Source organism: Mycobacterium sp. ABE4_509 (genome assembly GCF_056160785.1).
This window is the reverse complement of the sequence record NZ_JBSWXU010000181.1, coordinates 1-9,389: the sequence shown is the minus strand read 5'-3', so window position 1 is coordinate 9,389 and position 9,389 is coordinate 1. Positions and strand designations below refer to the sequence as shown.

Annotated in this window: 6 protein-coding genes, 1 tRNA gene and 1 pseudogene; 2 read left to right on the top strand and 6 right to left on the bottom strand. The window is 70.7% G+C overall.

Features of this window, described 5'->3' with window-relative positions; translation table 11 throughout:
• The 6 genes and pseudogenes from ACXAID_RS25145 to ACXAID_RS25120 all read right to left on the bottom strand — a co-directional run.
• Positions 1-105 (bottom strand): annotated as a pseudogene (locus ACXAID_RS25145) (septum formation initiator family protein); the annotation flags it as partial.
• A 3-nt stretch (positions 106-108) separates the two neighbouring features.
• A complete protein-coding gene (gene eno, locus ACXAID_RS25140; protein ID WP_475024901.1) occupies positions 109-1,398 on the bottom strand; it encodes a phosphopyruvate hydratase in 1,290 nt (429 codons plus the stop codon).
• 110 nt (positions 1,399-1,508) lie between these two features.
• A complete protein-coding gene (locus ACXAID_RS25135) occupies positions 1,509-2,240 on the bottom strand; it encodes a lytic transglycosylase domain-containing protein (RefSeq protein WP_475024900.1) in 732 nt (243 codons plus the stop codon).
• A gap of 165 nt (positions 2,241-2,405) precedes the next feature.
• Entirely contained in the window at positions 2,406-3,368 is a 963-nt protein-coding gene (locus ACXAID_RS25130) for a nucleoside triphosphate pyrophosphohydrolase (protein WP_475024899.1), read from the bottom strand.
• A 30-nt stretch (positions 3,369-3,398) separates the two neighbouring features.
• Positions 3,399-7,046, bottom strand: coding sequence for a transcription-repair coupling factor (mfd, locus tag ACXAID_RS25125; protein ID WP_475024898.1), 3,648 nt, complete (start codon positions 7,044-7,046; stop codon positions 3,399-3,401).
• Between the two features lie 95 nt (positions 7,047-7,141).
• Positions 7,142-7,735 (bottom strand): TetR/AcrR family transcriptional regulator, encoded by a 594-nt coding sequence (locus ACXAID_RS25120; RefSeq protein WP_475024902.1) that lies wholly within the window; start codon positions 7,733-7,735, stop codon positions 7,142-7,144.
• A gap of 86 nt (positions 7,736-7,821) precedes the next feature.
• Between ACXAID_RS25120 and ACXAID_RS25115 the strand changes: the two genes are divergently transcribed.
• Positions 7,822-7,893, top strand: a tRNA-Gln gene (locus ACXAID_RS25115).
• Between the two features lie 87 nt (positions 7,894-7,980).
• Positions 7,981-9,389 (top strand): bifunctional UDP-N-acetylglucosamine diphosphorylase/glucosamine-1-phosphate N-acetyltransferase GlmU (gene glmU, locus ACXAID_RS25110; protein ID WP_475024897.1); only part of this gene is annotated, 1,409 nt, incomplete at its 3' end.

The following is a 9,389-nucleotide window of genomic DNA, read 5'->3' as shown; positions in this document are numbered from 1 at the left end:
GTCCTTGGACGCGCTCGACGCGGTGCGGCGCGACGTCCCGCGCGGCTTGCCGGGCCGGGACGCCGGGCCCCGCCGCTTCGGATCGGGCCGTTTCGCTTCGGGCACAGGCTATTTGGACTCCGGGGTGTAGCGAGGGAAGGCCAGGTCGCCGGCGTAGCGGGCGGCGTCGCCCAACTCCTCTTCGATACGCAGCAGCTGGTTGTACTTGGCCACCCGCTCGCTGCGGGCCGGCGCACCGGTCTTGATCTGGCCGCTGCCCACCGCCACCGCCAGATCGGCGATCGTGGTGTCCTCGGTCTCACCGCTGCGGTGACTCATCATGGTCTTGTAGCCGGCGTTGTGGGCCAGCACCACCGCATCCAATGTCTCGGTCAGCGTGCCGATCTGGTTGACCTTCACCAGCAACGCGTTGGCCGCACCCTTCTCGATGCCGTCCTCGAGACGCTCCGGGTTGGTGACGAACAGGTCGTCGCCGACCAACTGCACCTTGTCGCCGATCGCGTTGGTCAGCGTCACCCAGCCGTCCCAGTCGTCCTCGGAGAGCGGATCCTCGATCGACACCAGCGGGTAGCCGCCCAGCAGCTCCTCGTAGAACGCCGCCATCTGCTCGGCGGTGCGGGTCTCCCGCTCGAAGGCGTACCCGGTGCCGTCGGTGTAGAACTCGGTGGCCGCCACGTCGAGAGCCAGCGCGACGTCGGCCCCCACCTTCAGCCCGGCGGCCTCGATCGCCGTGCCGATCAGATCCAGCGCGGCCGTGGTGCCCGGCAGGTCGGGGGCGAAGCCGCCCTCGTCGCCGAGACCGGTTCCCAGACCCTGCTTCTTGAGCACCGACTTCAGCGCGTGGTACACCTCCGCACCCCAGCGCAGCGCCTCCTTGAAGCTCGGCGCGCCGATCGGGGCGATCATGAACTCCTGCACATCGACACCGGTGTCGGCGTGCGCACCGCCGTTGATGATGTTCATCATCGGCACCGGCAGGATGTGCGCGTTGGGTCCGCCGATGTAGCGGAACAGCGGCAGCTCGGCGGCCTGCGCGGCGGCCTTGCCCACCGCCAGCGACACCCCGAGGATCGCGTTGGCGCCCAGCCGGGACTTGTCCGGGGTGCCGTCGAGGTCCACCAGCGCCTGATCGACCAGGCGCTGCTCGTCGGCGCCCAGCCCGATCACCGCGGGCGCGATCTCGTCGAGCACCGCCTCGACGGCCTTCTGCACACCCTTGCCCAGATAGCGCGAACCACCGTCCCGCAACTCGACGGCCTCATGCTCACCGGTGGAGGCACCCGAGGGCACCGCAGCCCGCGCGACGGTGCCGTCCAGCAGGCCGACCTCGACCTCGACTGTCGGGTTCCCCCGGGAATCGAGGATTTCGCGGGCTCCGACCTGCTCGATGATGGGCACTGTTGCCTCCTAGATCTCGGGGACGTGACGGGCATGCAGCGTCTGGTGACCAGACGGGTGAGTAACGGCCTCGGCCATCACCCTAGAGCGTGGGCGGCGTACCGGCGTGTTCAGAGGGCATGTCCGTTCGCATAGGCCGTCGCCCAGTCCCGCACGTTGCGTGCGTACTGGTCGGAGTGGTTGTAGGCGCGCAGCGCATCCATCCATCCCCGCGGCTTGGACAGATCCTTGCCGCGCCAGCACAGATACCCCGCCGCCGACAGCGCGGCGTCGTCGATGTTGTCGGCGCTGACATCGCCGTCGTTGTTGGCGTCCACCCCGTAGAGCCGCCACGTCTCCGGGATGAACTGCATCGGCCCCATCGCGCGGGCGAACGGCTCCTCGCCCTCATGGCTGACCGCGTCGTGGTCGAGGATCTCCAGGTTGCCGCCGGTGCCGTCGAGCAGCACACCGCGGATCGGGGGCGAGACATCACCGTTGGCCGCGACATCGGACCCGCGGTAGGTGCCGTGGTGACTTTCCACCTGCCCGATACCGGCCAGCGTCGTCCACGCCAGGTTGCAGTCGGGGTTCTCCACCTCGGCCACCCGCGCCGCATAGGCGTAGGCCTCCAGCGCGGTCACCGGGATGCCCAGCGCCGGCGCCCGCTCGGCCGCCCAGTCGTGCAGCTGGTCGGCGGGCCGGCCCGAGGCGTAGGTGTCGATCGCCGGGACCGGGTCCCCGGGCGGGGGCGGCACCCCCTCCGGGATGCGGCTACCCAGCTGCCACGAGCAGCTGGCAGCCATGAGCAGCGCTGTCGCGCCGATCACGGCCACCGCCTGTAGCCACCGCACCCGTGTCACCGGTCGTCTCCTCAACCCACTCTGGTCGCAGCCCATGTTCCCACGCGAACGCGCAGAAGCGGCTGACCTGCACCTGGGCGCGTGGGAGGCGGCAACAAGTCCCCCGCGACCAGTGTGCACAGTCGATGCGGCAGGGAGCGGCTTTTCGACGCCCTTGTTCGCTGGTTATTCGCCGGAGGTACCCGCGGCGGGCCAGTGCGCGCGCCACTCGTCCTCGCCGATCACGGCCAGCGGGGCGTCGTCGAGTTCGGCGGCTCCGCTGAAAGTGGGGTCAGCGCCGCGCCGGGCGGCGGCCACCGCACGTTCGGCGGCGCGCACGTCGGCCATGAACTCCAGCACCGCCGAACGCAGCGCGTGCTCAGCATCGGTCTCGGCCGACACCGTGACCGCGGTGACCGCATCGGGCACCAGGTCGGCCGGCACCCCGGCCCCGTCGGCGCGGGCCAGCACCTTCTGCGCCAGCGCCAGCGCCGGCTGCGCGGTCGGGATGTCGTCCATGCAGGATTCCCGCGCCTGTTTCTCCAGCGCCTTGCGCTGCTCCCACTGCGCCAGCTGGTCCTCCAGCGAGATCTGCTCCCCGGCCAGCACCGCCGGCACCCGATTGCCCAGCTTGCGCACCAGCGCATCGGCCACGTCGTCGATCCCGAACCCCTGCTCGGGGGCCTCTTCGGCGATGCGGGCGTGGAACAACACCTGCAGCAGCACATCGCCGAGCTCGTCGCGCAGCTCGGTCAGGTCCCCGCCGTGCACCGCATCGAACAGCTCGTAGGTCTCCTCCAGCAGGTAGCGCCGCAGCGAATCGTGGGTCTGCTGGCTCTCCCACGGCCCCGCGGTGCGCAGCCGATCCATCACCGCCACCGCGTCGACCAGCCGCTCACCGGACTGTGCGGCCGGCGCGGAGATGACGCGTTCACCGGCCGAGATCCGCGACAACACCGACGGATGGTCGGCGTCGCTGGACAGCAGCACCGCGGCCGGCTCCCCGTCGTAGGCCGGGCGCGCCGAGGGCAGCGACCACGGCACCTTGATCGGCATCTCCTCGGTGTACTGCACATCCCCGGAGAGCAGCTCGACGGCTTCGACGGGCACCAGCGACGGCCGGCGCGGGTCCACCAGGACGACCGTCACCGTCGCTCGCTCATGCTGGCCATACCTGGTTCATGCGCCGGGGGCACCTCCGAACTTGGTTATATCAACTTCCTCGTCCGGTTTCCCGTCGATGGCCAGCAGGAACCCGGCCACGAACGCCACCAGGTCCAGATCCCGGATCCGGGGCGAACCCACCCCGCTGCCGGCCCGCGGGATCGGCACCTGCACCGTCGAGGTGGTGGCGCGGTAGCTGGCCCCCGAGTAGAGCCGCTTGAGCCGCAGCTGCGCCGAGTCGGGCAGCGTCATCGGCGAGATACGCACCGTCGTCGCCGAGGCCGCCCCGATCTCGGTGACCCCGTGCGCACGGGCCAGCAGCCGCAGCCGGGCCACCGCGACGAGCCGCTCGGCCGGCTCGGGCAGCGGGCCGTAGCGGTCGACGAGCTCGTCCACCACGGCGTCGACGCTGTGCTGATCGGCCGCCGCCAGCCTGCGGTAGGCCTCCAACCGCAACCGGTCGCTGTTGATGTAGTCCGGCGGCAGATGCGCGTCCACCGGCAGGTCGACCCGCACATCCTTCGATTCCTCCGGCGTGGCAACGGTTTTCCCGTCCGCCGCGGCCCGGTAGGCCTCCACCGCCTCACCGACCAGACGCACGTACAGATCGAAGCCGACACCGGCGACGTGCCCGGACTGCTCGGCACCCAGCACGTTGCCGGCGCCGCGGATCTCCAGATCCTTCATCGCCACCGCCATGCCGGCGCCCAACTCGTTGTTCTGCGCGATGGTCGCCAGGCGGTCGTAGGCCGTCTCGGTCAGCGGCACCTCGGGCGGGTACAGGAAGTAGGCGTAGCCGCGCTCCCGCGAGCGCCCCACCCGGCCGCGCAGCTGATGCAGCTGCGACAGGCCGAACGTGTCCGCGCGCTCCACGATCAGCGTGTTCGCGTTGGAGATGTCCAGGCCGGTCTCGACGATCGTCGTGCACACCAGGATGTCGAACTCGCGGTTCCAGAACCCCTCGACGGTCTTCTCCAGCTGCTCCTCGGGCATCTGGCCGTGCGCCACCACCACCCGCGCCTCGGGCACCATCTGACGCACCCGCGCGGCGGCCTGATCGATGGAGCGCACCCGGTTGTGGATGTAGAACGCCTGCCCGTCGCGCAGCATCTCGCGGCGCAGCGCGGCGGCCACCTGCTTGTCGTCGTGCGGACCCACATAGGTCAGCACCGGGTAGCGCTCCTCGGGCGGGGTCAGGATCGTCGACATCTCCCGGATCCCGGCCAGGCTCATCTCCAGGGTGCGCGGGATCGGGGTGGCGCTCATCGTCAGCACGTCGACGTGGGTGCGCATCGACTTGATGTGCTCCTTGTGCTCGACACCGAAGCGCTGCTCCTCGTCGACCACGATCAGCCCGAGGTCCTTCCACGTAACCCCGGTCTGCAGCAGCCGGTGGGTGCCGATCACGATGTCGACGCTGCCGTCCTTCATGCCCTCCAGCGTCGCCCGCGACTCGGCCGGGTCGGTGAACCGGGACAGCCCCTTGACGGTGACCGGGAACCCGGTCATCCGCGTGGTGAACGTCTGCAGGTGCTGGTCGGCCAGCAGCGTCGTCGGCACCAGCACCGCGACCTGCTTGCCGTCCTGCACCGCCTTGAACGCCGCGCGCACCGCGATCTCGGTCTTGCCGTAGCCGACGTCACCGCAGATCACCCGGTCCATCGGAACCGGGCGCTCCATGTCGGACTTCACCTCGGTGATCGCGGTGAGCTGGTCGACGGTCTCGGTGAACCCGAACGCGTCCTCCATCTCGGTCTGCCACGGGCTGTCCGGGGCGAACGCATGCCCCGGCGAAGCCTGCCGCTTGGCGTAGAGCGCCACCAGCTCGGCGGCGATCTCGCGCACCGCCCGGCGCGCCTTGGTCTTGGTGTTGGCCCAGTCGCTGCCGCCGAGCTTGCTCAGCGTGGGCGCCTCGCCGCCGACGTAGCGCGACAGCTGGTCCAGCGAGTCCATCGGCACATACAGCCGGTCGGCCTTCTGGCCCCGCTTGCTCGAGGCGTACTCGAGCACCAGGTACTCGCGGCGCGCCCCGCCGACCACCCGCTCGGTCATCTCGATGAAGCGGCCGATGCCGTGCTGGTCGTGCACCACCATGTCCCCGGCGGTCAACGCCAGCGGGTCCACGACGTTGCGGCGCTTGGCGGCCAGCTTCCTGCCCTCGGCGGCGCCGGCGGCGCGGTTGCCGGTCAGGTCGGATTCGGTGATCAGCACCAGGTTGGCGCCCGGCAGCACCACGCCGTCGCGCAGCGGACCCTTCAGCACGCCGACGACGCCGTCGGCGGGAACCGAGCCGGGCTCCAACATCGTTGCCGGCGTGTCGGATTCACCGAGTTGTTCGACGACGCGCTTGGCGGTACCGGTGCCGGGTGTGACGACGGCGGCGCAGCCGCCGGTCATCACGTGCGCGCGCAGCATCGCGAAGATCTCGGCGAGGTTGTGCTGCTGGCCGCGCGCCGACGGGGCGGCGCGGACATCGAGGGCCAGCGCCTCGGCTGAACCGCTGTCGAGCTGGCTGAGCGTCCACCACGGATGCCCGCCGGCACGGGCGGTGTCGCGGGCGTCGTCGAACCCGACGAACCCCGACGCGCCGAGCGCCTCGATGTCGATCGGGACGTCACCGCCCACCGCCGCAGTCGACCAGGACGCCTCCAGGAACTCGCGCCCGGTCTTGATCAGGTCGGCGGCGCGGCTGCGGACCTTCTCCGGATCGCAGATCAGCAGTGGGGTGCCGGCAGGCAGATGGTCGGTCAGGCTCGCCGGCTCGGACGGGTGCAGCAGCGGCAGCAAAGCCTCCATCCCGTCGACCGGGATGCCCTCGGCGAGCTTGGCGAGCATGTCCGGCACCGAACCCGCGACGCTGTTCTCGGCGACCGGATGCTGCGCCGACAGCACCGCGGCGCGCCCCCGCACGTCGTCGGTGAGCAGCAGCTCCCGGCAGGCCACCGCCAGCACGGTGTCGATGTCGATCTCGGGGATGGAGCGCTGGTCGGCGACCGAGAACATCCGCATCTCGGAGACCTCGTCGCCCCAGAACTCGACGCGCACCGGATGTTCGGCGGTTGGCGGGAACACGTCGAGGATGCCGCCGCGCACCGCGAACTCGCCGCGCTTGCCCACCATGTCGACCCGGGTGTAGGCCAACTCGACCAGCCGGTGCACCACGCCGTCGAAGTCCGCCTCGACCCCCACCGTGAGCGTCACCGGCTCGGTCTCGGCGCCGGGACGCTGCGCCATCGGCTGCAACAACGAACGCGCTGCGGTCACGACGACCCGCAGCGGCGGGCCCAGCCGCGCGTCATCCGGGTGGGCGAGGCGGCGCAGCAGCATCAGCCGGGCACCCACCGTGTCGGTTCCCGGTGAGAGGCGCTCATGGGGCAGCGTCTCCCAGGACGGGAACATCGCCACCGCGTCGCCGAACACCCCGCGCAGCTCGGCGGTCAGGTCGTCGGCCTCCCGCCCGGTCGCGGTGACCACCAGCAGCGGGCCCGCCTGGGCCAGCGCCGACGCGGCGAGGACCCGGGCTCCGGCCGGGCCGACGAGGTCAAGATCAGCGGGCCGCTCGGCGGCACGGCGCGACACCTCCTGCAGGGAGGGATCACGAAGTGCCAACTCGACGAGGCCCGCGATCGGGGTGTGGACATCAAGGGTCCCCGATGCGGTCATGATGACCTCCATCGTAAGCACCCGCCCCCGCGGCGGCCGCCCCGGCACCGGACGTGGTCTGGGTCACGAATTGGCCGCCGGTGACGGCGGTTTGGCTACTCCTGGTGCAGCACCGGGTCGGACTCGAGGTGGGTGAGCCCGTTCCAGCACAGATTGACCAGGTGGGCGGCCACCACCTCCTTCTTCGGCTCGCGCACGTCGAGCCACCACTGCGCGGTCATCGACACCGAACCGACCAGCGCCTGGGCGTACAGCGGCGCCAGATCGGGATCCAGGCCGCGCCGGGAGAAGTCGCCGGCCAGGATCGAGGCCACCTGACTGACGGCGTCGTTGAGCAACGTCGAGTAGGTGCCCGAGGTGATGCTGGCCGGCGAATCGCGGATCAGGATGCGGAAGCCGTCGGTGTGCTGCTCGACGTAGGTCAGCAGCGCCAGCGCGACCCGCTCGACCCGCACCCGGGACCGGTTGTTGGTCAGCGACGAGGTGATGCCGTCCAGCAGCGCCGACATCTCCCGGTCGACCACGACCGCGTAGAGCCCCTCCTTGCCGCCGAAGTGCTCGTAGACGACCGGCTTGGAGACATTCGCCCGCAACGCGATCTCCTCGATCGACGTGCCGTCGTAGCCGCGCTCGGCGAACAGCGATTTGGCGATCTCGATGAGCTGCTGGCGGCGTTCGCTGCCACTCATCCGGGCGCGGGGAGCACGCATCTCCTTCTCAGAGCCAGCCACGCAGGTAAGGGTAGTTCCTTGCACTAGAGTCTCTGGGTGATCGGTCCGTCGTGGTGTAATCGGCAGCACCTCTGATTTTGGTTCAGATAGTTCAGGTTCGAGTCCTGGCGACGGAGCAGAAGAAGCGCCGAGCGTACGCGATCCGCCCATGCTGACCGGTGTATCGCACCGCATACACGCACGCTCGCGACGGAAGGACATCTATGCGTGACGCCGCCGTCCTGATCCTGGCCGCCGGTGCCGGCACCCGGATGAAATCCGACACCCCCAAGGTGCTGCACACCCTGGCCGGGCGCAGCATGCTGGCACACTGCCTGCACGCGGTCACCAAGGTCGCCCCCACCCACCTGGTGGTCGTCGTGGGTCACGACCGCGAACACGTCGCACCGGCAGCCCAACACATCGGGCAGGACCTGGGCCGGGTCGTGGAGATCGCCGTCCAGGACCAGCAACTGGGCACCGGCCACGCGGTGGCCTGCGGGCTGGCCGCGCTGCCCGACGACTTCACCGGCACCGTCGTCGTGACCTCCGGCGACGTGCCGCTGCTGGACGCCGACACGCTGGCCGACCTGATCGCCGCGCACAGCACCGAGGCGGCCGTCGCCACCGTGCTGACCACCACGCTGGCCGACCCGACCGGCTACGGCCGGGTGCTGCGAACCCAGGACGGGGCCGTCATGGGCATCGTCGAACAGGCCGACGCCAGCCCGGAGCAGCAGGCCATCACCGAGGTCAACGCCGGTGTCTACGCCTTCGACGTCGACGCGCTGCGCTCGGCGCTGAGCCGGCTGAGCTCCGACAACGCCCAGCACGAGCTGTACCTGACCGACGTCGTGTCCATCGTCCGCGCCGACGGACACGTGGCGCGCGCCCAGCACGTCGACGACACCGCACTGGTCACCGGCGTCAACGACCGCGTGCAGCTGGCCGACCTGGGCGCCGAGCTGAACCGGCGCCTCGTGGCGTCCCACCAGCGCAACGGGGTGACGATCGTCGACCCCGCCTCGACCTGGATCGACGTCGACGTCACGATCGGCCGCGACACCGTCGTGCGTCCCGGCACCCAGCTGCTGGGCGGCACCCGCATCGGCGGCCGCTGCGAGATCGGGCCCGACTCGACGCTGACCGACGTCACCGTCGGCGACGCCGCGGAGGTGATCCGCACCCACGCCACCTCGGCGGTCATCGGCGACGGCGCCACCGTCGGCCCGTTCACCTACCTGCGGCCGGGCACCGTGCTGGGCGAGGCGGGCAAGCTCGGCGCGTTCGTCGAGACCAAGAACTCCGCCATCGGCGCCGGCACCAAGGTGCCGCACCTGACCTACGTCGGCGACGCCGACATCGGCGAGCACAGCAACATCGGCGCGTCCAGCGTGTTCGTCAACTACGACGGGGAAACCAAGTCGCGCACCACGATCGGCTCGCACGTGCGCACCGGGTCGGACACCATGTTCGTCGCGCCGGTGACCGTCGGGGACGGCGCCTACACCGGCGCGGGAACGGTGATCCGCGACGACGTCCCGCCCGGAGCGCTGGCGGTCTCGGCCGGCCCGCAGCGCAACATCGAGGGCTGGGTGCAGCGCAAGCGCCCCGGCAGCGCGGCGGCCCGCGC